A 26,684-nucleotide genomic window follows, 5' to 3' on the forward strand; every position below is an offset into this window, starting at 1 on the left:
AAAGCCTGGGATCAAACATCTAGCGGTGCGCCGGTTGCGGTCCCAACTGCGGCGGCCGAGATGGAGCGGCGCGGTGTGATTGAGATCGTCTTGACCGGCGGCGTGCGCGTGCGCGGACGAGGTCAGCGAGGCGGCGCTGCGGCGGGTGCTAGGAAGACGGCGGCATGATTGCGCCAGCTCTGGGGAGGTGCGCGTCTATCTGGCGACGCAGCCGTGCGACATGCGCAAAGGGATGGATGGCCTGGCCGCGCCGGTCCAGAACGTCCTGGCCCGCCGACGGGCTCCTATAGATTCGCGCGAGATGATCATGAGCCGCGGGGCTATCCTCAAGAATGTGCCCAAACTGGTGGCTCTTTCTCAATCACCCGACCGCAGTTTTGCAGACCACAACCACCCCTCACCTCATTTCGAAGGACAGGTCCGAAAATCCCGTTTGGCATCTGCCTCGGTCCGCCAGCAAGCCGCGATAAATCAGCGCGTGATAGTACGCGGGCGATCGGGGCCTTTTCTGTTCGCGTGTTCCCAGTTTGGAGAAACTTGGGTTATGGAGATACGCTCTGGCGAGCTTCGGTGAAGTTCGCCTCTAAGGGCAAATACCAACTGCGGCGGATCAAGGCGCCAGCGCCTCAAAAGTGGTAATGCGCGGCCACTATAGAAATGCGAGACTTAGAATCTTGCGCCAGCGGTAGGTTTTAATACCTCCAACTTATCTTTGATCAGTTCCCTTTTGATAGGCCAAGCCGACAACGTTTTTAGAATTGTAGAGATCAATGGAAAAAGTACAATTGATCTTTTTCACGTATCCTGTGTTGGAGTTGATGTCAATCTCGACGTCCTGAAACTCAAGGATTTCGTTGCATAGTGGGAAACAGGCCTTATAGACGGCCTCCTTAAGAACGAACAGGTCTCGCCGCTGGAGCAAACGTGAGTCGTACATGCCTTGCTCTCTGGAAGTTGCAACCAAGTCAATCAAACCGCCCGGAAGAGGTTCATTAGGTTCAATGTCGATACCCAGCGCCCCGATGATTTTCTTCTCTGCAATAGCGGCGGCTGCTACCGTATCGTGATGGGCCAAAGACCCAACAATGCCGGCTGGCCATGTCGGAACGCCCGATTGTGTCTTTAAGATAGGCATCGGTGGAAATCCTAGTTTACCTAGCAGTGTTCGGGCGATAATTCTTGCCGCACCGCTTTGGCGACGGACTTTGGCAACAGCGCGCCCCAGCGCAGCAACTTCGGAAGCGAACAAGGCGGCTTCGTCGACGTGTTCTATCGGACGAATGCCGACGAAAATGTTCGGTTGATCAAACCTTATAATATCCACCTATTGGCCCCCCTTGAGCGGATGGGAATTTCACACCAGCCCGCGTTCCTGTCGCAGATAGTCGCTGACCCGGCAAATACCTGGTCCTCCGGGAGGAACGGCGGCAGCGGCGCAGGTGCAGCCATGCCGGCGTCGCGCAGCACCGTCAGCAACCGCTTCAGCGCCGCGCGGTCGCCCCGCTGGATGCATTGCTTCCCCGCTCGGTGCTTACGGTAGCGTTCGACCACACTCTCATCGAGTCGGTCTGCTTTAAACGCTTCTTTCAATCCAACTCAAGAGATCGCCAACCACGTTCAAGCATCGACACGTATGATGCTCCCGCTCTTTCCGCTGTGGTTATTTCGCCGGGTGGTGGTCACGTCGGCAAATCCGCTCATACAGGTCGCCGAACGTCGACGCGTTCATTATCTCATCCAATTGCGGCGACTTCCAGTGGTCGCTTTTCTTCAAATGAGCCTGAAGTTCTGCAGCGAGAAGGCTGTCTCCCCCAACTTCGAAGAAGTTGTCGTCCAACCCTATTTCCTTCGCGCCGAGAAGAGTCTTGACTTCATCAAGGAACAGGCTCCTCGGATCGCCGTGCCCCAACATGTTGTCCTTGCTCGTTTCGACTTCTTCGGGCGGAGATCTTTTCTCTTCGTCTGGCTGTTCGTCGGGCGTGATTGTCCGGACCTGGTCGACCCATTGCCTTATGCGTGGAGGAAAGAGTCGCGTCGCAACAATAACCTGGCCGTTGTCAACGCTTGCCAGTATGCGCTTGATGACATCGATCCCCTCGTCCGAACTGAGCTTCAAATCGTTCGCCTGACATGTCCGGTACGCGGCAGTCACCTGCTCATCGTGGGAGTAATCCCAGTCATCCCACTTGGAATTGATCCACCGCACACCGAGTTTGCCCTGCACCTGGCGTGCAAAGGCGTCTATGAACCTGTTGGCGGCTGCGTGGGCGGCCATCGCTGGTCCGCCGAGGATGGACGCGAGGGACGAGAAAAGGAACACGAACTCAGGTGATTGCGCGTGAGTGGACTGTATCCGCTGGATAGCACCGTAAAGATTGCGTGTCCCCACGAGTTTGGAGGCGAACTCACTGGCAGATGGCGTGTCCTTCATCTCTGAAAGGAACTTCACATCGGGCAGTCCCGCGGCGTGAAAGATCCCGTCGATCCGCCCGAATTCCCGAACCGTTGTGTCGAGCGCGCCCGACAGGCTGTCGAAATCGGATACGTCGGCCTGACGAAGAATCACCTGACCTTTTGCGTCGTCAAGCGCGGCCAGTCGGCGTGTCCAGTCATCCTCATCGAGATCCACGCGCCCTGAACTCAAATGGTCGGGTACGGCAAGGCGAGTAATCGCGACAACCGTGGCCCCAAGGCTTACGAGATGTTCCGTCAAGGACAGGCCGATCTGCCCGAGAGCTCCGGTGATCAGATATACGCCCTTTGGTCGCAGGGTTTCCCGTCCGGAAACCTGTGAAGCGAGGGCCACCTCGGAAAAATGCTGCACCCACCGGCGGTTTCCGCGGAGCGCGACTATTGCATCGGGACCAGGCACGTCACGCCCGATTTCAGCCCCTAGCTGATAGCCCACATTCGGGTCGTCGATATTTAGATCAACAACCCGGCAATCGACCATAGGGTTTTCCTGCGGTAGCACGACGGCGGGACCGAAGACGGACGCTTTTTCGGGATCTACAGGTTCCTCACCGACCTGAACGATCCGGTCGCCAACAATCCAGAGGTCGACCGGAGTCTGGAACGCCAGTGTGGAAAGAACTCGCGCCAAATCGAGTATGGCGTCGTAGCTCCGCAAAAGATGAGTCTGCACCGTGGCCGGATCCTCGCACGCCTCCGCTGTGCCGCTCAGGTGCCAGAGGCAGACAATGCGGTCAGCGGGACACTCTGAAGCGACCTCGGCATCGAAGAGCGCCTTGAGGCCTTCCCGGGTGGGATCAATGAAGATTGTGGACCCCTTGATTTTCGGCGGCGAATTTGAGGGTTTGGCTCGTCGGCAAACACGGACAACTTCATGACCCGCATCCTCCAACTGCCGTATGAGGCTGTTTGCCAGCAGGTCTCCCGTGCGCTCCGCCTCGCCAAAGGGCCGATCGGCGAGCACCAACCAACGTAGCGCCTTTGTACTTCCGCCACCGGGAACCGCGCGGGGGAGCATTTTCTCTGTCCACGTTTGCGCATAAGTGAACACTTGCCCCCTATGCCGTTCTCGCTCCTCGGGCTGCCGCGGAAGCCTCGGGCCCGCAGGCTGATCGTCCGGCCAGCAACGGTGACCGTCAAACGAGTACGTCGGAAGGGGAAGGCGCCGGCGAGTACCGAACGGTTCCAATTGATCACTGGCCCGCTTCCAATCCACCGCAACACCCGCGGCCCAGAGTGCCCCAAGGCATTCCAGAAGGACATGACGGTCAGTGAAATCTTCATCGTTCTCGTCGCGCGCGGCTGGGACAATTGATGGCATTCTGATCTTGCGATCCTCTGGGTTGATCGCTTCATGTGCGAAACGCGCCAGATTGCGCGAAGGGCCAAGGTCAATGAGTGCAGTTACACCAGCCGCGACCATGGTCTGGATAGAGCGATCGAATCGGATAGTCCCAGTTGCTTTCCCACTCCAGTGGCTCTGCGGTAAGGGCACTTTCTCCCCGTGCAGGGATCCTGAATTCAGAGCAATGGCCACATCCGGCAACCGCTTTTCAACGATGCGGACCTGCGCCTCGATGATCTCAGCCGCTGGTTTCATCAGCGGAGAATGACTAGGGACGCCAGCTGTATTAATGACGTGGTTGGGAATCCGTACTTGTTCGAGCCTCCCCTGAAGCTTTTGGATAAGTTCTCGCTTGCCGGAGAACACGACACCGGTATTTGAGTTCACGACACCAACGTTGATCTCGCCAGCTTCAGCTCGATCACGCCAAGCGTCCTCCATAAGGATACGCTCAGCCTCGTCCGGGCCGCATCTGGCCGCAAGCATAGCACCGTCGATACCAAGAGTCGCTATCGCGCGGCTACGAACCACCGTCAGCCGAATAGCATCTTCAAGTTTCAGTATGCCCGCTAGGGTGGCCACGACGTATTCACTCATGCTGTGTCCGACCAGGTAATCGGGACGCACTCCACACAGTTCTAGCAAACGCGTCATGGCGTATTGCACTGAGAAAATCATGACACTGATTTCTTCGAAGGAAGCGGTCGCGTATCCGTCGTCCTCTCCAAACATAACCGTCTCCAGGTCACGATCCAGAACCGGGCGACTAGCGGCCGCACAAGTCAGGAAAGCAGTGCGGAATTCCGGCACGTGATCGAACAGATCCTTGAGCATTCGTGTGTGCTGCACTCCGCAGCCCGGCGCCATGAACCCAATCGACGGTGAAGAAAGGGTCCGATCAGCCGCACGATCCGCCTCTTCTTCTAACTTCGCGATGGCCATGTCCAAGTTGCGCGCCACAACGACTGTTCGATAATTGAATTGGCATCTCGCCACGCGTAGCGTATGGGCGACGTCACCGAGATCGATCTCGCGCTTGCGCCGCAGGAACACGGCTAGATTCCGGCAGGCGCGGCGTAGCGCCGAGGGAGTCTTTGCAGAAAGGCAAAGGGCGTGAGATCCCGGCGCGACCGATCCGGGCCAAGCCCTTGCGTTGTCGCTGTTCCATTCCTGCAGCACAACATGGCAGTTGGTTCCGCCGATACCGAGGCCAGTGACTCCGGCAGTTCGAAGGCGTCCCTGCGGACGGGGCCATGGTCTGAGCTGCTCGTTGACGAAGAAGTGCGTGTCTTCCAGACCCAGATCTTCGTTCAGCCGGTTGATGTTGATGGTCGCGGGGATTACCCCGTGCTGAAGGGTGAGAACTGTCTTGATAAAGCTCGCGACCCCTGCGGCGAAGTTGGCATGGCCGATGTTCGGTTTAATTGACCCGAGCGCACAGGCGTTGCCCGTTTCCTTTTGCCCCGCGAAAGCCTCTGCCAAAGCGCGGACCTCGATCGGGTCGCCGATCTGGGTGCCAGTGCCATGAGTTTCGATGTATTCCACGTCTTCAACGCCGATAGCCGCGGAGGCAAGTGCTTGGCGCACAGCATCGGCCTGGCCTCGCGCGCTAGGCGCCGAGAAGGACGATTTGGCGCGGCCATCGTTGTTAATGGCACATCCTTTTACCACTGCGTGGATCGGGTCGTTCGCCGCAAGCGCATCTTCGAGGCGCTTGAGAACGACGACCCCTACCCCATCTCCAAGCACCGTGCCATTGGCATCGGCATCAAAGGCTCGGCACACACCGTCCGAAGAATTGATAAAGTCCTTGACATACTGATACCCCGCTTGGGGAAAGGTGATGCTCGCTGCGCCTGCCAGCGCCATGTCGCAATAGCCGGCAGCGAGCGACTGAGCGGCGACCGCAATCGTCACTAGCCCAGTAGAGCATGAGGTTTGCACCGCCATGCTTGGGCCGTTGAGGTTCAGCATGTAGGAGACGCGCGAGGCAAGATAGTCCTTGTCGTTGCCGAGATCCGTCAGGAAAGCGAGCGGAGCGTTAGTGGGATCGATGAGGCCGCCCCCCTTCAAATAGTGTAGGAGATAGAGGGGGAAGGACGAACCTGCGAACACCCCCGTCCGGCCCTCATGCTGGGTGGGCGCGTACCCGGCCGACTCGAGTGCCTTCCAGCAGCTTTCGAGAAACAGGCGATGCTGTGGGTCCATCAGCGTTGCCTCACGCCTTGAGAGGTTCCAGAAGTCCGGATCAAAAAGGTCCACATCGTTGAGATGGGCGCCCACCCGCACATAATCGGAGCGCTTCAGGACAACCTCCGGAATGCCCCGGGCCTTGAGTTCCTGCGCGGAGAGCGGGGCGATCGAGCAGACCCCTTGGCAGAGGTTTTCCCAGAGCGCATCGACGGTCTCCGCGCCAGGGAAACGCGCGGCCATACCAATCACCGCAATGTCCATTCCGGGGCCGCGTCGCCCGTCGAACGCCTTAATATGCGCCCTGGCCGCTGAAACTGGCGGTGTTTGGGGGAGCTTCGGGTTTTGGGGACGCCCCTGCTCGCCGCCGCGCTTGCGGAGAAGAGCCGCGAGTTCTTGAAAAGTCGGATTGAGGAAGACCTCCACTACGCGAAGCTGCACCTTCAGACTCTTACGAAGCTGTGTGCAAAGACGTGCAGCCAGAAGGGAGTGGCCGCCGGAATCGAAAAAGTTGTCGTCGGGATCGGCGGCGTCAGCCTGGAGAAGGTCGCGCCAGGCTGCGCGAAGTGCGGATTCGACCTCGTCGGCACCTGTCACTGGAGCGCTCGCTTCTTCCGCCAGCTCGCGGAGGCGCGACCGATCAAGTTTCCCATTGGCCGCAATGGGCAATTCCCTCACAGCGACGAAGTCCGACGGCATCGCGTAGTGTGGCAGCTCAGATTTCAAATGCGCCCGCAAAGCAGCCTCCCAGCCCTTGGCCCCATTCCGCAAGACTACATAGGCGATCAGTCGATCCGGCCGGCCGGTGGTCGGGTCGAGCTCCGGCAATACGGCGGCGGAGCAGACCCCGGAGTACCGAAGCAAAGCAGCTTCTACAGACCCCGGCACGACACTGAAACCTCGGATCTTCACCATGAAAGCGCAGCGCCCGATAATCTCCAATTGGCCGCCGGGCAGCATGCGGCCAAGATCGCCAGTGCGGAACATCGTGCCACCAGCGCGGAACGGGTCGGGAAGGAACCGTTCCCGTGTCATCTCCGGGCTGTTGAGATATCCATGCCCCACTGCGTCGCCGCCGACGAAGATCTCGCCCAGGAAGCCCAGCGGTACGGGATCGCGCTGCTCCCCGAGGACATAGACACTGACATTGTACTGAGGTGGGCCGACCGGCACGACCTTTTGTGCTGTCGCAGGATCAATCTCGGTCAAATCAATATGCGCGACCTCATGTGTCTCCGCTGTGCCGTAGTTATTGATAATTTTGACATGCGGCAACGCATCCTTCACACGCGCAAGCAACGCTGCTGTTACCACCTCGCCTGATAGGTAGATCAATCGGAGATCCGGAAGGCGCGAGGGTGCGTCGAGGAAGCCGCTGCTGAGAAGCACATCGAGCAGGGAAGCGGTTAATAATGTTCTGGATATTCGATTTTGTTCCAGGTAGTCGACCAGCTGGTGCGGATCGTAGATAACGTCGTCTGGGATCAGATAGGCTGGCATCCCGGCGAGGATCGGCCGCATTATCTCCCAGACAAAGAAGAGATTGACCGCCTCGCGCTCATCAGGCGCGTATGGCAGCGCGTGATAATACCACTGGTAAGAGCACACATTGGTTCGGTGGGGGCAGACGATCCCCTTCGGTTCACCAGTCGTTCCAGACGAAAATACAATCTGGGCCGGCGCATCGAGATCCACCGCTTGGGGATTGGCTGGACTGGCCTTACCGAGTTTCGCTTCCCAACCCTCGTCGAGCGACAGCGCAAGACCCGACCAGTTAGGCGGAAGGCTAGCTGCGAAACGTTTGTTGGTGACAACGATTTCCACAGATGCTTTCTCAAGCATCCGATTTAGCGCGGCAACGGGCTGAGCTTTGTCAAGAACGACGTAGGCCGCCCCTGTCTTAAGAATGCCGAACAGCGCGACGACATATTCAGGTGAAGTATCCATTAGGATACCGACGCGCGAACCTCGACTCTGACCATGTCCGAGGAGGTGTCGAGATAGAATCTCGCTCAGGTCGTCGAGCCCACGGTACGTCAAGATCCCTATCTCTGAGACGACGGCAGGGGCCTCCGGATTGAGGGCCGCTTGTTTACGGAATTGGTCATGCAGTGGTAGTTCGGGATAAGGTAGGGCCTCGCCAATTCGAATGGAAGCAGGGAGTTGTGCCTTTACTTCCCCAACTTCACGCAGGAGGGTAGACACCACGTCCGCCGTCATGGAATGGGTGTAAAAGTGATCGCTATCAAACATAATCCGGGCGAAGCGGGACGTCGTGAGCTGACGCCATTCGTCTAGGTCATTTGCATTGATCGTTTCGTCTTGAACTCCCCCCATTGCGGTGATTGCCACGCCGAGAGGCGTTGGTAAGTTCCGGTCGTAGGTCTCCGCAAGTTCGAAGTCGGCCCGCATTGGAGGCAAGATGAAGTTATGTAGGAGTTCCTCATTTGCCAGCGCCTCCTTGGGGACCAGACCAAGGCTCCGGACGACATCGGTTAACTTGTCATCCGCGTATGTATACATGGGCGGCTCATCCGCCGGCACATCGGCCGGCGTGTGAGCAGACACGACAACATGGAAGGGAGATGGCCGACCGGCCTTCTCCAGGGAGCGGGCGATCTCGTAAGCCACGAGGGCACCTACGCTATGACCGAAGAAAACAAAGGGCCGGTCGCTGTACTCGCGGAGCGCCTCAGTGACCATGGGTACTAGTACGTCCATGCTGCGGATGGCGGCCTCCGCTGACCGTTTGCCGCGCCCGGGAAGATCAAGGCAAATAAGATCAACGTCGTTGGGGAGATAGTCCGACCAAGTACGGAAAGACTGGACGCTACCCCCTCCATGAGGGAAGCAAATTATCCGATACGACGGATCAAGTGAGCTCTTTAGGACGGTGAGAAATGCTTTGAATTCACCATTAAATTGCGTCATTTCTCCAACTACTCCTCTGACCATTCCGCTTGCAATAGCTGTCCCTACCCGGAGATTATTGACTTCCTATCGACCGCAAATTCGGGATATGCTCTATAGAGACTTGGATCCAGTAATGGTCACCTTCCTCCGCGATGTAACTCCTATCGTTTAGTCAGTGCACCACCGCAATGATTCCCGTCTTATGCAGACGTCTTACCTCATCTCCAAAGTATGTTTCCTCCGCATAGCTCTTGCGAATTCTTGTGATAACGAAACCGTTCGAACGCGTGACGCGAGCCAGTTCTCGCCGCAGCAGACTGTAATGTCGTGCCTCGCAGTGGGGTGATTGGAGAGCGGCCCGTTGAGGCCGACATCGTCTTTGACATGGCGGTAGACGCGAGTTTGCGAGCTTTCTCGGCCATCTCATCTGAGAGGTCGAATCCATCGAGCAACTGAAACCCGAGGCGGTTTCACGCTCGGGCACGTCCGACCCGACGGACTGCTTCAGCTGCACACCGACGAGGCCGGTTCCGTACCCAGCGTCTAGGATTTCCGTAGCTGCACGGTCGTTGGCCAAATACGCTGTCTGCATGGCACTTGCGAGTTCTGCAACGACCGTCGGCCCGCAATACTCCCCGCGGCCGACATCCATTGGACCTCGCCGAACCGCGATAAAAGTTATCCAAGCCAGCCGCGTCGCCGTCGAGGGCATGGGAGGCCTTGATACGCTCCAGCGCGGCCTGCCCCAATGCGGTCTGTCGATTCGAGCTGCTCATGACACTTTCTCCGTATAGTCGCCAAGCTGGACTAAACTTCATGACGGCGAGGATAGCAGTGGCAGGTGACCGCAGAAAGACAATATTCGTTAAACTTAAGTTAAAACCAGTTCAATTAAATTTTATGAAGAGGGATAACAATTCATATTCATCCATTAGACCATTGATTTTGTGGTCAAAGGCGGACTCAAGCTATTTTCAAAATACTTTGAGTCTGGCACCAGCCGCAAGACCCGGATCGGCGTCCGTGTGATCAAGCGCTATTGGAAGGCGGGTCGATGGTCGCGGTCTGAATGCAAAGCCCGAGGAACCTGTCGCCATCGATCTTCAGCGCTTCGCTGCGAACGTGAAGATGACTTGGCAGGCTGGGGAGACACGCCTCATTTAGCCGCTGCAAGCGGCGACCGTATGTGAGCTTCACCCGCTTGTCATCGGGCGATGAATATTCCCCGATTGTGGGCATCGAAAATTCCCTAGACTAGTTGGCGCTTCTGCCGCCAGTACCGGGACGCGTCCCGGTACTGGCGCTTTCGCCCCGGCGTCGATAGTCCGTTCCGATCTTTGCGGGACGGGAGCGGGCACTGGTGGTCCAACTTGGAGAACTTCTGATGATATTGGATCTAGACCGTCAGAGGCTGTCGGTGACCGCGATCGCCCGGCGAACGGGCCGCGATCCCAAGAAGGTCCGCAATTACATCGAACGCGGGCTCGAACTGCCCACCTATGGTCCGCGCCAGGTGGGGCGGCCAAACAAGATCGCGCCCTTCGTCGACTACCTACGTGAACGCGTCGCCGCCTATCCCGATCTCACCGCCATTCGCCTGGCTCGCGAGATTCGCGAGCGCGGTTATGAAGGCGCCTACACCGCAGTGAAGCGCTCGTCACCGCGATCCGGCCGCAAGATCAGGTCCGCCCCTTCGAGGTGCGGTTCGAGACTCCGCCCGGATACCAGGCACAGGTCGACTTCGCGCGCTTCGTGACCGAGTTCAGCGATGAACCCGGCGCGCTACGCATCGTCTGGCTATTCTCGCTCGTGCTTGGCCACTCGCGCTACATCTTCGCCCGCTACGTCATGCACCAGGACCTGCAGACGCTGCTGCGCTGTCATTGCCAAGCCTTCGCGGCCATTGGCGGGGTGCCGATCGAGATCCTCTACGACCGTATGAAGACGGCCGTCACGGGTGAGGATGGGAACGGCCACATCGTCTATAACCGCTCACTGCTGACCCTGGCCCGGCACTTTGGCTTCCAGCCAAGAGCCTACCGGCTGTATCGCGCCAAAACCAAGGGCAAGGTCGAGCGACCGTTCCGCTATATCCGCGAGGACTTCTTCCTTGCCCGCTCCTTCCGCAATCTTGACGACTTGAACGAGCAGTTGCAGGACTGGCTCGACAGTTTTGCCGCCTTCCGGCAGCGGACGAGCGCCGTGTTCCGCAACCGGCATGCGGCGGATGCGGTGATGCAGACCGACTATGCCGGGCAAACGGTGCCGGTGATCGATCCGGCGACCGGGTCATTCACGCCGCCCAGATCTTCGTCGCGGTGCTGGGCGCCTCCAACCTGACCTTCGCCTTTTGCCAGCTTCAGCCAGAGGACTGGATCGACGGCCAGGTGCGGGCTCTCAGCTTCTTCGGCGGGATCACCAAGGCGATCGTCTGCGACAATTTGAAGGCCGGGGTTGCCAAGGCGCTGTGGTTCGAGCCGACGCTGAACGCGACCTTTGCCGCCATGGCCGAGCATTACGACACCACCATCCTGCCGACCGAAGCCGCAAGCCACGCGACAAGGCAATTGTTTCATAGTGAGTCCTGTTCGGTTGATGGCACGGTAATTGAGGCACGGCGGGCGGCAACGGCGTTTCGGCCCGGGCGGCCTTTGATGATATCGAGGTTGTGAGGAATGTCCCACAGACCACGGTTGAGACTGTCGCTGCAGACTTTGGTGATGAGCCCCTGGCGCCCCCAGTGATGCACCGTGGTCTCGGCGATAGCGAAGTGTTCGGCCACTTCCTGGGCGTGAGCAGACCACAATCCCGCAGGCGCTGGCGACGGCTGGGCAGGTTGTAGGCTGCCCGGATGAAGGCGATCTTCTTGGGATTGAACCGCTTGCCTTCCCAGGTCGTTGGCCACCTTCATTGAGGATATCGGCGATCTCGCGATCGCAATGTCGGTCGAGCAAGCGGTCGACCTCGGCGACGAGCTCAGGCTTGAACTTGCGGATCTCGGCGATCGGCAAAGGCCGCTCCAGCGTCAAGGTGCGGGTCGCCCCGCCGGATAGTCGCACGTTTGCGGTAGTCGTCTCGGCCTTGACCAGGGTGACGTCGGCGACCAGCAGCCGCAGGATACGCTTGCGCTCGCGGACATCGATGCGGGCATCGCTCCAGATCCGCGGGAACTGCTCGGCAAGATCGCGGACGCGTTGCTGCGTCTCGGCATCGAGGGCAGCGGCTTCCTCGGGCGCGCGTCGTTCATAGTCCTCGACGACGTCGGTGTGAAGCCGCAGCTTCTCGTTCCACTCGGTCTCGAGAGTGTCGGCAACGAGGCGATTGTCGGGATCGGCCTTCAATGTAGCGGCGCCGGGCGAGCTCGGCGTCATGACGCGTCCGCTCGATATGCTGTTGGCGCAACGTGTCCATCTCGGCGGCGCGTGCCTCAAGCTCGCGCTGCACCGCCAGGGTGACCTCAAGGGTCATCGGCGTCATCAGCTCGACAAGCAATGCACCCACCGCCGGGTCGACGATTTTGCCTGGCACGGACTGGCAGACCTTGCCGCCACGGCGGGTGGCGGTCTCCTGGCAGATATAGGTCGGGACAGGCTGACCGTGCTCCTGGCTGTAATGGACGCCCATGCGCTCGCCGCAAAGGCCGCAGTGAACTCTGCCCTGGAGCAGGGCGGATCCTTCGCGGACCGGCCCGGCGCGGCGCTGCATTCCATAGGCTTGTGCATTGGTGGCGAGACGCTCCTGGTTGGCCTTGAAGCGCTCCCAGTCGATATAACCCGGATGCAGGTCGGGCATGACGAACCGCCAGTCAGCCATATCCACCTTGATCTGCGAGACGCCGCCGCCCGGCCGGGGCCGTCCACGTGTTCGACCGTAGACGAAGGCGCCGGCATATCTCGGATTATGCAGGACCTGGAGGTGTCGGCCGAATTGAGAAACTGATCCCCTGACGAAATGAAGAATTGACCCCCCTCGGTTGTGAGAGGAGGCATGGATGACGACTAGGAATTCGGCGGTCGAGAACGATGCAGGGAGAGGAGATGCTTCAGCCCGAAGAGGTGGCAGCGATGCTGCGGCTGCATGAGCTTGGCTGGGGAGCGAAGCGGCTGGCGAAGGAATTCGGGTGCGCGCGCAACACGGTGCGTCGGTATCTGCGCGACGGCGGGACTGTTCCGTTTCGCAAGCCTGTGCGGCAGACGGCGTTCGACGGGCTGGACGATTGGCTTCGGGAGCGCTTCTTCCGCCATGGCGGCAACGCCGATGTGGTTCGCCAGGAACTGGCGAGCGAACATGGGATCGTCATTGGGCTTCGTTCGGTAGAGCTTCGGGTCCAGCATTGGCGTCGGGAGTTGAAGGCGCAGAAGCGCGCGACAATTCGGTTTGAGACCGCGCCGGGATATCAGATGCAGATCGACTTTGGCGACACGCGGGTGTGGATCGGCGGCGAGCGTGTTCGGGCGCACCTGTTTGTAGCAACGCTGGGTTACTCGCGTCGGCTGCATATCCGTCCCTCGCTTCGGGAGCGCCAGGCGGACTGGTTCGAGGGGATGGAAGGAGCCTTCCTTCGCTTCGGCGTGGTTCCAACGGAAGTGCTGTTCGACAATCCGAAGGCGCTGGTCGAACATCACGTGCGGCGACGCGAGAGGTGCGGTTCAACGTGCGGCTGCACGCCTTCGCCCGCTACTGGGGATTTACGCCACGGGCTTGTGCGCCCTACCGGGCGCGTACGAAGGGGAAGGACGAACGCGGGGTTGGCTACGTCAAGCGCAATGCGATTGCCGGCCGCCGGTTCGAGAACTGGGCGGCGTTCGAGGCGCATCTGGACCGGTGGACGCGCGAGATTGCCGATCAGCGTGTGCATGGCACGACCGGGGTGGCTCCTGCGGAGCGCTTTGCCGAAGAAGCCATGGCGATTCGCCCTCTCGGCGGACGGGCGCCGTTTGGGCAGCTGCGGGATCTCGTGCGCAAGGTCCAGGCGGACTGCGCAATCGACTTGGACACGAACAGTTACTCGGTTCCCTGGCGGCTGATCTGGGAGAGCGTCTAGGTCGTGGTGCTGGGCGGCCGCGTTATCGTGCGTCATGCGGGCGAGGTGGTGGCGGATCATGCCTTGTGCCGGGGGCGTCGCCAACGGATCGTCTAGCGCGCGCATCTTGCCGGCGTGGTCGGCGCTGCTGGGCCGGTACGATCGGCGCCGGCGGAAATCGTTGCGCCTTCCGCTCTGTTGCGGCCGCTGGCCGAATATGAGGCATTGTTGGGAGGCGGCTGGTGATGACGGCGGTCGATCACGAGATGTTGGTGGCTCAGCTCGACCGGCTGAAGCTGACCGCGATCCGGGACCAGCTCGATACGCTGCTGGACGAAGCGGCGCGTTCGGAGATGACATTGCGCGAAGCTTTGGCCTTCCTGGTGACGCGCGAGATCGCGCGGCGCGACGAGCGGCGCATCTCCATGGCAGGCAAGATCGCGCAGTTCCCGTTTGTGCGCGAACTCGATGGCTTCGACTTCGACGCGCAGCCGTCTCTGGATCAGCGCCAATTCCGGGAGCTGGCGACCTGCCGCTGGATTGCCCATGGCGACACGGTCCTGTTCCTTGGACCTCCGGGTACGGGCAAGACACATCTGGCGGTGGCTCTCGGGCGCGAGGCCATCCGGCAGAACCATAGCGTCCAGTTCGTCACGGCGGCCACGCTCGTGGCGATGCTGGCCAAGGCCCATGACAACGGTTCACTCGAAAAGCAACTGACGACCCTGTCGCGGCCGAAACTGCTGATCATCGACGAGCTCGGCTATCTCTCGTTCGAAGCCAATGCCGCGCATCTGTTCTTCCAGCTGGTGTCGCGGCGTTATGAGCGGGGATCGATCCTGATCACCTCCAACCGCTCAGTGGGCGAGTGGGGCAGCGTGTTTGGCGATCCCGTGGTGGCAACCGCGATCCTTGATCGCCTGCTTCATCATTCGACAGTGATCACCATCCGCGGCGACAGCTACCGGCTTCGCGAAAAGCGTCGTTCCGGCCTATTGCAGAAGGCCGGAACGACGCTCGAGACCAACGAAACCGCAAAACAATGAGGGGTCAGTTCTTCGTTTCGCCCAAGGGGTCCAAATCCTCACTTCGCTTGACAGGAGGATGCGGGCGTGCCGTGGCGGCGCCCACATGAGTTCGCCTTTGTGCGGTCCCTTGCGCAGTCGTCGCGGGAACAGGATGCCTTCGTCGAGGAAGAACTTGACGGTTCTGGTTGCGCTGCCCAGGCGCTCGAAGGTCGTGAACACCATGCAGAGCGCGGCCTGCACCTCGGCGTCAGGGTCGAGTGCGAGGGTGCCATCGTGCAAGTAGACCAAGCCCACGGGCGGCCCTATCTTCAGATCGCCGCGGCTTGCCTTGTTGAGTTGGCCGCCGCGCATGCGCGCCTTGAGGAAGTGCAACTCCGCTTCCGACATCGTTCCTTTCAAACTCAAAAGAAGTCTGTCGTTGAAGCTGGCCGGGTCGTAGACGCCCTCCTCATCTAGGATGAGGGTGCTGGTCAGGGCGCACAGCTCAAGCAGCCGGTGCCAGTCGGCGGAGTTGCGGGCCAGGCGCGAGACCTCCAGCCCCATGACGACGCCGGCCTTGGCGGGCTACTTCGCTGACAGTTCCTGGAAGCCATCGCGGGCAACGGCGCTGGATCCTGATTTGCCCAGGTCGCAGTCGATCACGTGGACGCGTTCGGCCGGCCAACCGGCGGCAATGGCGCGATCACGCAGCCCATACTGTCGCTGCGTGTTCTCGCCGTTCTCGGCGACCTGTCGCAGCGTAGACTGGCGGATGTAGAGGTAGGCGTCGCGCCGAAGGTGATCGGCGGTGACTTTGAGGTCAGGCATGTGCTGGCTCCGCGGTTAGCGTGACAACAAGGCTGGCAAGGATAAGGGTGAGCTCGCTGGTGGCGATCGCGCCTGCCGACGGGGGGCGATGTACCGGGCAAGGCGGCGTAAAGTTGGGTGTTGTCGTTGCGGCCTTGATCCAGGCGACCATGCCTTGACGGCGCAGGGTTACGAGTCCTGATCCGGTGATCAGCCGGGCGCTGAGCACCGCGGCGCGCAGTTGTTCGTATGTGCCGACGAGGCTGGTCGCGCGGACGGTTAAGGCAGATCGAGTTGTTTTTTTGGGCACCATGGCCCGCTCCAGACTTCGCCGGTGCACCCTGACGCCAAAGCGTGTGGCGATAGCGTCTACACGTTGCGGCCCGGTGAGGTCGGGCCTCGTCGTCCTGAGCTGGTCGATGTAGGCAAGGACCTCGGCAGAGATCTTGTGTCCGCCCTTTGGACTCCGCTGCCGAGGCACCAGCCCGGCGAGGCCCTGGCCGGCCAAGGCGCTCTGAGCTTTGTAGAAGGTCGGCCGCGAGACCCCGAAGTCGCTGGCGACGTCGCTGTGCGATCGGCCTGATGGCGGCGCACCATCTCGTAGCGGACCTGGACAAGGTCCCTGGCATCGAAGAAGGGATTGCCGGCAAACAGCGTGTCGCGCGCGGCCTCGGGGCGGGGGTTGAGTGCGCCGTCGCGGGCCAAGGCCTTTGGGTCGCGTCGTCCTGGCTTTGGCTTCGCCATGACCACCATCATCCAAATTGATTCGTAAATATAAATACGCCTTACCTGATGAGACGTCAAACAAGGTCTCTCCGTGACGCCCAGCACAGCTCCCGCAATTCCGGGCATAGCTGCTGTATCCGAGCAGGCGTTGCGGCGTAATTTGCCTTACACAAGCGGCGTATTTAACCTTACGCATCCTCCGCCTCCACCGGCGCAGAGACCCGATCCAGCAGCGTGAGCAAATCCAATAGGTCGACCGTCCGGAACGCCGCGCGCCCGGCCGCGACACGCCGGAATGCGTCAGGCTGCTCCATGTCCGTCATTGCGGCGGCAATCGTGGGCAAGGTCCCGTCCGCCGCCCGGTAGATCACCCGGTCGTCGCCCCAATGCGGGCTGCGGCCGATCATGTCGAAGGTCTGGCCTTTAAGCGGGTGGAATGGGTGAGTAATGCGGACCGTGAGGCCGGTCGTCCCCGTACGGGCTGCAGTTGACAGCTTTATCCAACGCCAAGGCCGAGAGCTTCATGCACCTTCCCTGCCTCATCGAGGACGTCTACAACAACCGCAGGCTCCATTCGGCGCTTGGCTATCTGAGCCCGCAGCAGTTCGAGGATCAACACATCCGGCAGACTGGCAAAACAGCAGCCTGATCACTGTCCACCCTCAGGGGCGCACTCCAGACTTCGGTGCCCATTGACACCCGCTCGCATAGCCGAGCCGCGTCATTGTCGAGCAGATGTTCGAGTTGGCGCGAAAATCGACCGTCGTTTATTCGTCGTTCCGCGTTCTCATCCTCAGCTGTGGCCGATTGAAGACACCTATGTTGGAAACCCGACACTGAGACGCAAGTATTCCGCCGGGAGCGGCGCCAAACGCGTGGTTTCCCCCCTCTGCTTGCACAACCTCTTCGGTGGCACGCTGATTGCATGGGACACCGTGAGGGCGCGGTGTCCAGACGAACTGTTCCCTCGAGCGGCCAAATGCTAGCGAATGATCGCGACAGCGGACAAACAGCCAGGGAGTAGCTCATGCGAGTAGCCATCGTGTGGAACCATGATCATACGGGCGTGATCAACCGATTCGGTCAGCCTATTCCGGAGTTCAACGAGCGCAAGACGGTTGAAAGCGTGGTCGCGGCACTGCAAGACGAGGGTCACCAGACGCTGCTGTGCGAAGGCGATAAAGGGCTGCTCCCTGCGCTGGAGCGGTTCATGCCATCCGATCCGCAGGCCCGCCCCTCCGGAATGGTATTTAACATGGCGGCGGGAATTCAGGGCGAGGGCCGCGAGACGCACGTTCCGGCCATGCTCGAAATGGCCGGAGTTCCGTACACTGGATCGAGCCCGCTTGGGCATGGGCTCGCGCTGGACAAGGCCATCACGAAGAGGCTTATCCGCGATCTTGGCGTGCCGACGCCGGACTTTCGCGTGATGCGTCGCGGCACCGAGAGTACCGGCGACCTGCGATTCCCAGTAATAGTGAAGCCCTGTCGCGAATCCACCAGCTTCGGATTGCAGCTCGTACATGAGCCCGCTCAGTTGAGGCAGGCCGTAGAAGTGATAGTCACGCAGTGCGCGCAGGACGCGCTCGTGGAAGAATACATCGAGGGGCAGGAAATCTGCGTCGCGTTACTGGGAAACGAAGAGCTCGAGGTGTTGCCTTTGGTGGAGCATGACTTCGGCGACCGCGAAATGCATCTTCTCACTTGGGAAGACAAGATGCACAGGGAGGCGACCGCGCCGCCGAAGATTTGCCCGGCGCACATCGAGAGCAAGCTTGCGACGATGCTGCGGGATATTTCAGTTGCAACCTTCCGTGCCTGCCGGTGCCTGGATTACGCCCGCGTCGACCTCCGGATCGACCGATTCGGCCAGCCCTTTGTCTTGGAGATTAACGCCAATCCGGGAATCGGTAGGAACACCATTTATGCCCTGGCCGCGACGACTGCCGGATACAGCTTCTCAAGCTTCGTTAATCGCATCCTCGATGTCGCCCACACGCGGTATTTCGGAATCGGCATCCCGTAGGCCGAATACGCGCCACATCCACCCTATTTCAGGTGCCTCAGCAGTCACAGCCGATCGGGATATTGTGCTGCCTAAGGCCTGTGAGACTGACGATTGCTCCGGATCGAAGGCGCCTTGCGGCGTGGCTACTCCTACACTGTCGGGCATTCGGATCCGTACCAGAGCGGTTCGCTCGGATTAAGCTTGGGCAGAGAGGTCGAGGTAGACCGAGCGATCCTAATGATGGTTGTGCAGGAGTATTAGACCGCCGGTTGTGGTGACACGTGACAGAATCCCGCCGGTTAACCGGCGACGACACCACAGTGCCGATTTTGGCCTACGGCAAAACCGACACGGGCGGCGGGGACGGCAAATCGCGAGCGGCAGCGCGTATCGCGCAAAGATTAATGCCGAAGCGGCCGGCGACCAGCTCATCATTCTGCAGCGAGTTCGGCCATCATCTTCACCAGAGGACCGCTGAAATCGGGGTCGGAGGCGCTCGCGTTCTCGAGCACGCTGAAGTAGACGACGACGGTGCCGGTGTCGGGGTTCGCGAGCATGTACTGGCCGCCGTAGCCGCCGTGGCCGAGCCACGTCCCGTCGGTATTCGTCTGGCGGCTATAGCGCATCCAGTCGCGCGGCTTCTGTAGGGGCGGGCCGGGATTGCGGCGCGTCCCTTCGATGAAGGCGGCATCGCCGACGCGGCGACCGTCGACGCCATCGCCCTTGCGCGCAAACAGCAGCCCGTAGCGCGCGAGATCGCGGGCGGTGAGGCAGGCGCCGCCACAAACCAGCGGCACACCCTCGCGGTCGCAGGTGATATGGAAGCATCCCTCGATGCCTGCCGCCTCGACGATCTCGATCAGCCAGTCGCGCAGCGGCCGGCCGCTGACGCGCTCGACGATCCAGCCGATAACATCGCTGTTGGTCGACTTATACAGCGCCTCTCCGGTGTGATTGGCCAGGTCACCGCCGGTGATGCCGCAGATGAAGGAGCGGGTCGTCCCTTCCTTCTGACCAGGCAGCGGCAGGCGAAAACCGGTGGCGGGCTCCAGTTGGTGGACCGTCGACTGGGGGTCGCCGTAGTCCTCGGTGAAGTCGTTGGCGACGTTCATGTCGGCGACGGCCTTGACGGTCGCCTCGGCGTAGCCCGTACCGATCTCCGGCAGATAAGTGCCTACTCTCTCGTCGAGATTGACGAGGCCGTCGGCCACTGCGCGGCCGAGCATCAGGTTGAGTGTGGTCTTGGTAATAGACATGATGGGATGCGGCCTGTCGCGCCCGAAGTCCGGCGCATAGGCTTCGTAAAGGATGCGATCGTCGCCCACCACGACGAAGGCCGAGAAATGTGGCATGGCGAGATAGCGTGCGACCTCGGGCCGCTCACCGATGGTCCAGTCGACCTCCTTCCTGAGTGGCAAGACGCGGGGCGCGCGCATCGAAAAGGCATAGCGCAGAGTGGTGTGGAGGTTGTGGAAGCCGGCGCGGCGGGAATCTGGCAGGTCCCAGCGCGGCTTGTTATCGAACAGGACTTCGAGGTCGGGATTGGCGATCGATGGCAGCGTCATGTGGCGGGCCTTCCAAGTAGGGGTTGTTCATGGGACTCATGAAGAGTGCACGGTGCGTGTGTTGGGAGGAGCGATGGATGACTAGTCATTTCAGGGTTGGTCCAGCTACAGACAGCCGTCTCTGCTCCAACGGCATCGCGGTTTCGCGCTCCAGCGGGAAATAGCATTTGAAGCTGTGATGCGCGTCATCCGGGTTTGTTGAAGCTTCGGGGAAGACGCGGCTGCAGATATCCTGCGCGTAACGACAACGGGTGTGGAACTCGCAGCCGGATGGCCGCCGCAACAGGCTCGGCACCTCACCCTTGAGCTCGATCCGGTTCAGCACCGCATCCGGGTCAGGCTCCGGATTGGCCGCAAGCAGCGCTTCCGTGTAGGGATGGCGCGGGTGCTCAAAGATACGCTCGGTCGAGCCGACCTCAATAAAGCGGCCGAGATACATGATCGCCATGCGGTCGGTCATGTGGCGCACCACGTTAAGATTGTGCGTGATGATCAGGATCGCCATGCCGAGTTCGTCCTGAAGCCGCGCGAGAAGATTAAGCACCTCGCCCTGCACTGAGACGTCGAGGCCTGCGGTCGGCTCATCGGCAATGATCAAGTCCGGATTCAGCGCAAGAGCACGCGCGATACCAACGCGCCTGGCCTGACCTCCGGAAAGCTGATGGGGATAGCGGCGAGCAAAATCCGCCGGCAAGCCGACCATCCGAAGCAGGCGCTCCGCTTCCCCTCCGGCATCGCGACGCTTTAATCCATGGATGCGAAAAGGCTCGGTTAGCAGCGATCGCACCGTCAACCTGGGCGAGAGTGAGCCGACCGGATCCTGGAACATCATCCCCATGCGCCGCAAGTAGGGCTTGCGTTCGGCCCCGCTGAGCTCCTCAATTTCCTGTCCGTCGAAGCTGATGCTGCCGCTCACAGCCCGCTGCAAGCCGATGATCGTGCGCGCGATGGTGGATTTGCCTGAGCCGCTTTCACCGACAAGGGCGAGTGTCTCGCCCTTGCGGATTTCAAAGGACACACCGCATACCGCGTCGATGAAAGGGGCTTTCGTCCCGGTTGCGAGCGCCTTCAGCGGACCCATGGTGCGGAAGCGGACGCGCAGGTCCTCAACCCGAAGCAGCGCGCTCATGCGGAAACTAACCGCTCTTCGTCGAGGAGATGGCATCGAGCGACTTGGTCCAGGCCGATGTGGTACTCTACCGGGTTCTCTTGCAGACAGCGATTGAATGCCTGGGGACACCGGGTGCGGAAGATACATCCTTTCTTGCTGCCGAGGAGACTGGGCACCTCGCCGGGTATGGTCGGCAAAGTGCGTGTGCTTTTTTTGATACGCCCGGGATCGCACTCAAGCAGCGCGCGGGTGTAGGGGTGAGCAGGATTGTGGAAGATGTCCCGTACCGCACCCTGCTCCACCACTTCGCCCGCATACATGACGGCGACCCGGTCGCACAACTCAGCCACCGCGCCGAGGTGGTGGGAGACGAACAAGACCGAGCAGCCGATCTCCTTCTGCAGTTCTTTGAGAAGATGGATGATCTGCACTTCCAGCGTTGCATCGAGCGCGGTGGTTGGCTCGTCGGCGACGAGGAGCACCGGTTTCACAAGAAGCGCCATTGCAATGCAAACGCGCTGACGCATGCCGCCAGAGAAGTGATGCGGATAGGCGCCGACACGGCTTTCCGGATCAGGAATTCCGACCCGGTGAAGCATTGCGAGGGCACGAGCGCGCTTTTCGCTCCGGCTTCCTTGATCGTGGTGCTGGATATCGATCATCTGGCTCTCGATGGTCCGCACCGGATTGAGTGCGGTCATAGGATCCTGAAAGATCATGGATAGACGATCGCCGAGCAGGTTCCGACGCACCTGAGCGGGCATTTTGAGCAGGTCTTTACCTTCGAACAGGATGCTGCCGGCGGTGACATCCGCGTTTTCTGGAAGCAGACCCATCACTGTATAGGCGAGCGTCGACTTCCCAGATCCGCTTTCCCCGACGATGCCAACCACCTGTCCGGCTGGCACATCGAGCGACACATTACGCAGGGCATGGACGCGCCCACGCGGCGTACCGAAGTCGAGATTTAGGTCGCAGATCTCAAGAAGCGGCCCGGCGGACGTATGGGATATCGAATCGTCGCGTCTCATAGATCTTTCCGCAATTTCGGATCGAATATGTCGCGTAGCGCCTCGCCCAGGAACGTGAAACCTAGCGTCGCGAGGACAATGGGAATGCCGCCGGCGACGACCAGCCAAGGCGTCCTATCGATATAATTAAAGCCATCGTTGAGGATAGCTCCCCAATCGGGCGTTGGTGGGCGCACGCCCATGCCAAGGAAGCTGAGACCCGCCTCGACGGCGATGACGGCCGGAACGTCCATGCTCACGAGAATGAGAAGCGGGCCGATGACATTGGGCAATATGTGCACGGCCAGGATGCGCGTTGTGCCGGCGCCCATGCTGCGCTCTGCAGCGACGTATTCACTGCTGCGCAGCGCCTCGGTCTGGGTGCGCACGACACGTGCATAAATGGGCATGGACGTTATTGAGATGACTAGAATAACACTCGCCAGGCTTGGTCCTAGAAGTGCGATCATGGCCAGCGCGAAAATGATGCCCGGAAACGAACGTATTGTATCGAAGAGAAGCAGGAGCAGATTGTCGAGCCAACGCGGACCGAAGCCCGCGATCAAACCAAGTACGAGACCGACTGCCAGTGAACTGCCGAGAGAGGCAAACGCAACGAGGAGGGGGATGCGGCCGCCCATAATTACGCGGGAAAACATGTCGCGGCCCAGTTGGTCTGTGCCCAGCAGAAACTCCTGCGAGGGAGCGGCCAGACGCGGACCGACCATGATCGCAATCGGATCGTGCGTGATCATCAGCGGAGCGCAGATCGCAATTGCTGCTATGAGTATGACAAGCACTGCGCCGAGGATGCCCAAAATGTTTTTGCGAAATTGCCGCAAAAAGGTGCGAAAGGCGCCGGTATCCTTGGCATCGTTGGCTTCCGTGATCACCATGTCAGAGCTTTTCCCGGGTTCGCGGATCGACGAATGCGTTGACAAGATCCGAGAGCGTCGTAGCGGCAACGATAAGGAACGTGGTGACGAGCACGACGCCCATCACAATCGGATAGTTGCGCGCATTAACCGCATTCACGATCAATGCGCCGATGCCAGGTCTCGCGAAGACGACCTCGATAAAGACGGCGGACGAAAGCAGCCACGCTATGCCTACGCCGAGTATGGTCACGGTCGGCAGGATCGCGAGCGGCAACGCGTAGCGCGCAACGATGCGCCATTCCGAAATTCCGAAAGAGCGGGCCATCCGTATGTGGTTTTCACTCAGGATCTCAAGCATGGATGCACGTACCAATCGAGAAATGTAGCCGACCCAACCAATCCCTATGGCAAAGCCTGGGAGGATGAGGTGCTTAAGTACATCCCGGAAGCCATTGCCGGCTCCGATCGCTGGCAACCAGCGCAGGGTCACCGCAAAAATCATCAGCGCGAAGACCGCCACGACGAAGGAAGGAATTGCGATCGCGGCGACCGTCACCACGCCGGCCACCTGGTCGATCAAGGAGTTCCGACGCATCGCCGAGTAGCAGCCGAGCGGCACGGCTATCAGGATGGCCCATAAGATCGAGACCAAAATCAGTTCGATAGTATAAGGCAATTGCTCGAAAACAATGTCGGCTACAGGTCTCTGGCTGAACACGTCGAAGCCGAGATCGCCGTGGAGCAGCCCGCCGAAGAAGGCCGCGATTTGCACGATAAACGGCTTGTCAAGCCCCATCTGCTCGTGGAGTTGCGCCTTCATTTCCGGAGTCGCCCGCGGGCCGAGCAGAACCGCCGCTGGATCGCCGGGTACTGCTCTGATCATCAGGAACAGAAGCGTCACCGCGATCGCAATAATTGCGATCGCGAGGACAATCCTTTTGAGAAGATAGAGCCACACGCTCCCGGCCTCTAAACGGGCTTGAAGTCGCGGTACAGTGGAAAACCGTCCGGGGTGGTGGCGATCTGCATTTTTGTGGGACGATACACGATCGGCGCTCCCCCATGAGTCAGGAACCGATAGGCGCCGGAATCCTCCATAAGATCCTGCATCTCATGGTACAGCTTCGCACGTGCATTCGGGTCGTCGATCGTAGCCGCCTCTGCCGCCAGTTGATCATAGCGTTCGCTGCGGAAGCGCTCCCAGTTCCAGACGCCGACTTGAGCTTGCACGAACACAGCTGCCGCATAATACGGATCTGGCAACCAGGTGACTGGGGTTAAGATAAGCTGCAGATCTTTCCAGCGCTCCCCGCCCTCGGATTCACTGCCGAGCGTCCAGAACGAGCCGGAATCTTGGGAATTGATTTCAAGCGAAATGCCGATCTGCGACAATTGCGCCTGAACTGTCTGGGCTATAGTGGAAGACGTACTATCGTTCAGGCAGTCAATCGTAAGGGCCAGATCGGCCACACCGGCCTTCTCCAGAAACTCCTTGGCCCTCTCGACATCGCCTTCCGGTGGCACAAGCCCCTTGTCGCGGTGCCCGACAATACCTGGAGGAATGATCCCTGTTGCCGGGGCTGCTTGACCCGAATAAGCGGCATCAAGGATCTGCGGCACATTGACCGCCCATTGGATCGCCTTTCGGACATTAATGTCCTTCAGCTTTGGGTGATCCAGGTTCATACCAATCCAGGTGAAGCCGAGCGATTGGTATTCCTCGAGCTTCGTGTCGACGGGCGGATTATTCTTGAAAGTTGCAAGCGAATCCGGACTTATAATAGAGAAATCGACGTCGCCCGCCTGATAGGCGCGTTCCGCCGCCTTGATGTCGATGATCGGCAGGATGCGAATTTCGTCGAATCCCGGCTTCGGGCCGGACCACTCCGGGTTGCGTGTCAAGACGACATACTGGTTCGGCTTCCAGTCTGCGAGCACATACGGGCCGGAGAAAGCAGGCGGTTTCGTGCCGAAATTACCGCCGTCCTTGGTTGCCTTTATCACCGCATCTTCGGAAACGATATGCCCAACCCCAAAGGGGAGCGAGATCATCCAGAGCGGCACAAACGGCGTCTTCAGCACGATCACGCCTGTATAGTCATCTTCGATATCAACATGATCGAGCGAACCCCAATCGGCCTTTGCCCACGAATTGTGCTTGATCACGCGCTCGAACGAGAACTTGACATCCTTCGCAGTCAGCTCGCCATGGTCGTCGGTGAACTTGATGCCTTTCTTCAGGTGGAAGCGGATATGGGTGGGATCGACCTGCTCGATCTTTTCCGCCGCCTCGAGCTCCCATCCCCATTCTGAACCTGGCTTGTAGCGCGTCAGCTTGGAATAGATGCAGCTCATCACATCTATTTCGTGGTTAAGAGCGTAAAACCCGGGGTCAAATGTCGTAGGATTAATAGAGGAACGCGCCTTCAGCACCTTGCCCTCGGCAGCCCAGATGGCTTGCGAGAGTGGCATGCCGGCAGCGACAATACCCCCGCCGAGCGCGGCGCCCCCCTTGAGAAAGCTTCGGCGGCTCACACTTGCTACGACATCCTTCATAGTTCATTCCTCCCGTTATGTTAAGCAACCTCCCGCTCACACGGGTTGCTTTTGTGCTCATCGACTGAAAAAAGCGTTCCACCGCTCTGACAGTTGAAATGATGTCCACCGCCAGTAGCTTTTTTCGTCGGCGCCACGACGTCTCTCGGCGAGACTCCCTAGACTGATTGGGACCTTCAGCACAGCTTGAGAGGCTGTCGCTCTTATTGTTCTAGGAACGCTAGCGACGCGGGAGCGACAAAACAACCGGATAAAAAGTTATGTACCGCGCGACTAAATGTTATCAGGCGACGGCGGCTCTGTAGGCCCAGCTGATATATCGCTGCCCCCGACTGGTGCTGCCCTAGCGTATTCGGCAGCCGACGCCGGCGGGATCGGATTCGGGTCCGCGACCTGTGTGATCAGCCAATTGCGAAGATCTGGACGTCGTCTCGCTCAATTTGCGGTATCGGGAATCACCAAATGATGCTTTCGGCCAGTGCGATAGCTTTCATTCAGGGGCCTTATTAGGGTGCCTTCATGGAGTGCGCCCTGAGGGTGGACAGATCGGCTTGAGGAATTGACCAGGTTTGTCGGGTCTTCGAAAAGGGAACCCATGGCAAGATATCGCACTTACAGCATCGAGTTTAAGCGGCAGGTCGCGCAGGAATATCTGTCAGGCGAGACGCTTCACGGTTTGGCGAAACGGCACGACGTCACCCGAAACCTGATCCGTGTCTAGGTGCGCAAATATGAGGAAGGCGCCTTCGATGACGATGCGCAGGCCGCCGACCTTATCCAGGAATACGAGGCCCCGATCGCGGCCCTTGAGCGACTCGTCGGCAAGCAGGCTCTGGAACCGGAATTTCTAAAGGGGGCTCTGAAAAGCGCACCGCCGCCGAGAAGAGGGACTACATCCATCGTCACCGGCCCCGCGGCATCCATGCCAGTGGGCCAATTGAAGGGTGACCATGGGTAGGCGGACCAATGCTGATCGTCCATATCCAAGAATTACCTCGTTTACCAGATCGTAAGACCGTATGTCCGCTTCTGCCGGTGAGGTAGCTCGCCGGCAGAAGCGGACATACGGTCTT

General features: G+C 59.8%; 17 protein-coding genes and 3 pseudogenes. 7 read left to right on the plus strand and 13 right to left on the minus strand.

Features of this window, described 5'->3' with window-relative positions:
* Nucleotides 1-187 precede the first annotated feature (187 nt).
* Nucleotides 188-574 carry an IS66 family insertion sequence element accessory protein TnpB gene (gene tnpB, locus BQ8482_RS40640; protein WP_165848663.1) on the plus strand — a complete coding sequence of 129 codons (387 nt, stop codon included), beginning with the start codon at nt 188-190 and terminating at the stop codon, nt 572-574.
* Nucleotides 575-706: 132 nt separating this feature from the next.
* Here the strand turns inward: tnpB and BQ8482_RS22200 are convergent, their stop codons facing one another.
* Together BQ8482_RS22200 and BQ8482_RS22210 are read right to left on the minus strand one after the other, a co-directional pair.
* Nucleotides 707-1,324 carry a 4'-phosphopantetheinyl transferase family protein gene (locus BQ8482_RS22200; RefSeq protein ID WP_123149563.1) on the minus strand — a complete coding sequence of 206 codons (618 nt, stop codon included), beginning with the start codon at nt 1,322-1,324 and terminating at the stop codon, nt 707-709.
* A 336-nt stretch (nt 1,325-1,660) separates the two neighbouring features.
* Nucleotides 1,661-8,938 (minus strand): type I polyketide synthase, encoded by a 7,278-nt coding sequence (locus BQ8482_RS22210; protein WP_165848664.1) that lies wholly within the window; start codon nt 8,936-8,938, stop codon nt 1,661-1,663.
* Between the two features lie 1,342 nt (nt 8,939-10,280).
* On the opposite strand from BQ8482_RS22210, the pseudogene istA (BQ8482_RS38700) reads away from it, so the two are divergent.
* Nucleotides 10,281-11,152: pseudogene (gene istA, locus BQ8482_RS38700) on the plus strand (IS21 family transposase); the annotation flags it as partial.
* A gap of 14 nt (nt 11,153-11,166) precedes the next feature.
* On the opposite strand, the gene BQ8482_RS40645 reads toward istA (BQ8482_RS38700), so the two are convergent.
* Nucleotides 11,167-12,261, minus strand: a complete 1,095-nt coding sequence (locus tag BQ8482_RS40645; protein WP_425294121.1) for a hypothetical protein — start codon at nt 12,259-12,261, stop codon at nt 11,167-11,169.
* Complete coding sequence (locus BQ8482_RS39460) at nt 12,164-13,036, minus strand: recombinase family protein (protein ID WP_342210977.1); 873 nt, start codon at nt 13,034-13,036, stop codon at nt 12,164-12,166. The genes BQ8482_RS40645 and BQ8482_RS39460 overlap by 98 nt, the downstream gene beginning before the upstream one ends.
* On the opposite strand from BQ8482_RS39460, the pseudogene istA (BQ8482_RS22235) reads away from it, so the two are divergent.
* Nucleotides 12,943-14,189, plus strand: a pseudogene (istA, locus tag BQ8482_RS22235) (IS21 family transposase). The gene BQ8482_RS39460 and the pseudogene istA (BQ8482_RS22235) sit on opposite strands and share 94 nt — an antisense overlap.
* Nucleotides 14,189-14,989 carry an IS21-like element helper ATPase IstB gene (gene istB / locus BQ8482_RS22240; protein WP_123149568.1) on the plus strand — a complete coding sequence of 267 codons (801 nt, stop codon included), beginning with the start codon at nt 14,189-14,191 and terminating at the stop codon, nt 14,987-14,989. Before istA (BQ8482_RS22235) ends, istB begins: the two are co-directional and overlap by 1 nt.
* A gap of 54 nt (nt 14,990-15,043) precedes the next feature.
* Here the strand turns inward: istB and BQ8482_RS22245 are convergent.
* From BQ8482_RS22245 to BQ8482_RS22255, 3 genes and pseudogenes are all read right to left on the minus strand, one after another.
* Nucleotides 15,044-15,778, minus strand: a pseudogene (locus BQ8482_RS22245) (recombinase family protein); the annotation flags it as partial.
* Nucleotides 15,771-16,070, minus strand: a complete 300-nt coding sequence (locus tag BQ8482_RS38710) for a hypothetical protein (protein WP_208867811.1) — start codon at nt 16,068-16,070, stop codon at nt 15,771-15,773. The pseudogene BQ8482_RS22245 and the gene BQ8482_RS38710, both read right to left, overlap by 8 nt.
* A 601-nt stretch (nt 16,071-16,671) precedes the next feature.
* Complete coding sequence (locus BQ8482_RS22255) at nt 16,672-16,983, minus strand: DUF5372 family protein (protein WP_342210978.1); 312 nt, start codon at nt 16,981-16,983, stop codon at nt 16,672-16,674.
* Here BQ8482_RS22255 and BQ8482_RS40915 point away from each other — a divergent pair.
* Both BQ8482_RS40915 and BQ8482_RS22260 read left to right on the plus strand, forming a co-directional pair.
* Entirely contained in the window at nt 16,971-17,132 is a 162-nt protein-coding gene (locus tag BQ8482_RS40915; protein ID WP_165848665.1) for an IS3 family transposase, read from the plus strand. The two genes, BQ8482_RS22255 and BQ8482_RS40915, sit on opposite strands and share 13 nt — an antisense overlap.
* A 378-nt stretch (nt 17,133-17,510) precedes the next feature.
* The gene (locus tag BQ8482_RS22260; RefSeq protein WP_123149570.1) at nt 17,511-18,509 is read left to right on the plus strand and encodes a D-alanine--D-alanine ligase family protein; all 999 of its coding nucleotides are present in this window, start codon (nt 17,511-17,513) and stop codon (nt 18,507-18,509) included.
* Nucleotides 18,510-18,922: 413 nt separating this feature from the next.
* Here the strand turns inward: BQ8482_RS22260 and BQ8482_RS22265 are convergent, their stop codons facing one another.
* The 6 genes from BQ8482_RS22265 to BQ8482_RS22290 form a co-directional block, all read right to left on the minus strand.
* Nucleotides 18,923-20,056, minus strand: a complete 1,134-nt coding sequence (locus BQ8482_RS22265) for a serine hydrolase domain-containing protein (RefSeq protein ID WP_123149571.1) — start codon at nt 20,054-20,056, stop codon at nt 18,923-18,925.
* A gap of 85 nt (nt 20,057-20,141) precedes the next feature.
* Nucleotides 20,142-21,185: an ABC transporter ATP-binding protein gene (locus BQ8482_RS22270; protein ID WP_123149572.1), complete on the minus strand. Its 1,044-nt coding sequence runs from the start codon at nt 21,183-21,185 to the stop codon at nt 20,142-20,144.
* The gene (locus BQ8482_RS22275; RefSeq protein WP_123149573.1) at nt 21,182-22,198 is read right to left on the minus strand and encodes an ABC transporter ATP-binding protein; all 1,017 of its coding nucleotides are present in this window, start codon (nt 22,196-22,198) and stop codon (nt 21,182-21,184) included. Before BQ8482_RS22275 ends, BQ8482_RS22270 begins: the two co-directional genes overlap by 4 nt.
* On the minus strand, nt 22,195-23,073 hold the full coding sequence (locus BQ8482_RS22280) for an ABC transporter permease (RefSeq protein ID WP_208867807.1): 879 nt from the start codon (nt 23,071-23,073) through the stop codon (nt 22,195-22,197). The genes BQ8482_RS22275 and BQ8482_RS22280 overlap by 4 nt, the downstream gene beginning before the upstream one ends.
* Nucleotide 23,074: 1 nt before the next feature.
* Nucleotides 23,075-24,013, minus strand: a complete 939-nt coding sequence (locus BQ8482_RS22285; protein ID WP_123149574.1) for an ABC transporter permease — start codon at nt 24,011-24,013, stop codon at nt 23,075-23,077.
* Nucleotides 24,014-24,024: 11 nt separating this feature from the next.
* Nucleotides 24,025-25,611 carry an ABC transporter substrate-binding protein gene (locus BQ8482_RS22290; protein ID WP_123149575.1) on the minus strand — a complete coding sequence of 529 codons (1,587 nt, stop codon included), beginning with the start codon at nt 25,609-25,611 and terminating at the stop codon, nt 24,025-24,027.
* Between the two features lie 595 nt (nt 25,612-26,206).
* Here BQ8482_RS22290 and BQ8482_RS40355 point away from each other — a divergent pair.
* Nucleotides 26,207-26,332, plus strand: coding sequence for a hypothetical protein (locus tag BQ8482_RS40355; protein WP_342210976.1), 126 nt, complete (start codon nt 26,207-26,209; stop codon nt 26,330-26,332).
* Nucleotides 26,333-26,684 lie beyond the last annotated feature (352 nt).

Origin of the sequence: Mesorhizobium delmotii, assembly GCF_900149755.1 — a bacterium.
In the GTDB taxonomy this organism is placed as follows: Bacteria; Pseudomonadota; Alphaproteobacteria; order Rhizobiales; family Rhizobiaceae; genus Mesorhizobium; species Mesorhizobium delmotii.

Excerpts from the sequence above, each read along its gene's own strand:
- BQ8482_RS22210 (WP_165848664.1), bottom strand. The coding sequence starts at position 8,938 with ATGACGCAATTTAATGGTGAATTCAAAGCATTTCTCACCGTCCTAAAG.
- istB (WP_123149568.1), top strand. The coding sequence starts at position 14,189 with ATGACGGCGGTCGATCACGAGATGTTGGTGGCTCAGCTCGACCGGCTG.
- BQ8482_RS38710 (WP_208867811.1), bottom strand. The coding sequence starts at position 16,070 with ATGGTGCCCAAAAAAACAACTCGATCTGCCTTAACCGTCCGCGCGACC.
- BQ8482_RS22260 (WP_123149570.1), top strand. The coding sequence starts at position 17,511 with ATGCGAGTAGCCATCGTGTGGAACCATGATCATACGGGCGTGATCAAC.
- BQ8482_RS22265 (WP_123149571.1), bottom strand. The coding sequence starts at position 20,056 with ATGACGCTGCCATCGATCGCCAATCCCGACCTCGAAGTCCTGTTCGAT.
- BQ8482_RS22270 (WP_123149572.1), bottom strand. The coding sequence starts at position 21,185 with ATGAGCGCGCTGCTTCGGGTTGAGGACCTGCGCGTCCGCTTCCGCACC.
- BQ8482_RS22275 (WP_123149573.1), bottom strand. The coding sequence starts at position 22,198 with ATGAGACGCGACGATTCGATATCCCATACGTCCGCCGGGCCGCTTCTT.
- BQ8482_RS22280 (WP_208867807.1), bottom strand. The coding sequence starts at position 23,073 with ATGGTGATCACGGAAGCCAACGATGCCAAGGATACCGGCGCCTTTCGC.
- BQ8482_RS22290 (WP_123149575.1), bottom strand. The coding sequence starts at position 25,611 with ATGAAGGATGTCGTAGCAAGTGTGAGCCGCCGAAGCTTTCTCAAGGGG.
- BQ8482_RS40355 (WP_342210976.1), top strand. The coding sequence starts at position 26,207 with ATGGCAAGATATCGCACTTACAGCATCGAGTTTAAGCGGCAGGTCGCG.